The sequence below is a fragment of the Nocardioides sp. AX2bis genome, assembly GCF_902506435.1.
Classification (GTDB): domain Bacteria; phylum Actinomycetota; class Actinomycetes; order Propionibacteriales; family Nocardioidaceae; genus Nocardioides.
This window is the reverse complement of the sequence record NZ_LR733219.1, coordinates 1-1229: the sequence shown is the minus strand read 5'-3', so window position 1 is coordinate 1229 and position 1229 is coordinate 1. Positions and strand designations below refer to the sequence as shown.

Below are 1229 nucleotides of genomic sequence, written 5' to 3'. Positions count from 1 at the left end.
CACTCGACGGGGGTGGTTGTCGGGGTCTGCTGGGTGGGGTCAGGAGCGGTCATCTTCGGCCTCCCGGTAGGGGATGAGCAGGGTGTGGTGCTGGGCTCGGCGGGGTCCGGGCTGGCGGGCGACGTGGCCTTCGGCGACGAGGATGCGGATGGCGTCGGTGATCCAGCGCTCCTTGCCGGGGACGCCGGACTGGATGTCGCGGCCGGTGCAGCCTTCGTTGTCTTCGATGTACTTGGAGACCTTCTCCATGAGGTTGGTGGGCCGGACGGTGCCGTCGTCGTTGGTGGGGAGCTGCTCGCGGCCGATGGTCCAGGTGGTGGTGTGGGGCTGGGTGGAGTCGAGGACGAAGGTGCCGGCGTACCCGCCGTTCGAGGACTTGCGGAGCTCGCCGGTGCGGTCCTTCTCGATGCGGAGGCTGATGCGTCCGACGCCGCCGGGGGCGGGGTTGACCTTCGCTTCGGCGCGGAGGTAGGCGCCGTCGACGGCTCGCTTCTTGGCGGTGCCACCGATGGCGTAGCCGGTGGTGCGGGCTTCGACGGACTTGGGGAGGTGGTCGACGGAGATGACGCAGGACCCGGCTTTGGCGGGGGGCATGACGACGGTGCGGAGTGCGTGGGTGATCTCGTCGTTGTCGACGGACTTCACGCCGAGCATGGGGAGGATCTCGCCGATGGAGTCGAGGACGACGACTGAGGGTGCGCGGGCGACGATGTCGGTGACGGCGGCGTGGAGCTGGTCGGCGTCCTCGGGCTCGTAGTAGCGGAACTTCTCGGGGTCGGCGATGTGCTGGGGGTGGGCGCCGAGGAGGAGGAGTCGGGCTGCGGTGTGGTCTTGGCCGTTGTGGTCGACGTCGATCATCGCGAAGGTGCCGCCGCCTGCGAGGGCTTCGACGCCGGCGACTTGGGCGAGCCAGGTCTTGCCGGACTCGGGGTCTCCGAAGACGCCGTTGTGGCGGCCGGCGTAGAAGAGGGCGGTGTCGTCGGTGCGGAGGCCGTAGATGGGTGGGGTGGCGGTGGGTGCTTGGCCGGTGAGGATCCAGGAGAGGTCGGCGAGGCCGGTGGATCGGGTGGTGGGGGTGCGGGGGCCGTAGCGCATGGTGGCGTCTTCGACGGTCTGGAGTGCTTCTCCGAGGACGGCGTCGACGCCGGCGAGGTCGTGGGTGCGGGCGAGCTGGGTGAGTCGGGTGCCGAGTTCGTTGACGGTGCGGAGGCGGGCGTGGTCGCGGACGA

The 1229-nt window shown here is 70.1% G+C and carries 1 protein-coding gene; it reads right to left on the bottom strand.

Annotated elements, in window-relative coordinates; all coding sequences use genetic code 11:
• Positions 1-39 precede the first annotated feature (39 nt).
• Positions 40-1229 (bottom strand): hypothetical protein (locus GV155_RS19190; RefSeq protein WP_160011712.1); only part of this gene is annotated, 1190 nt, incomplete at its 5' end.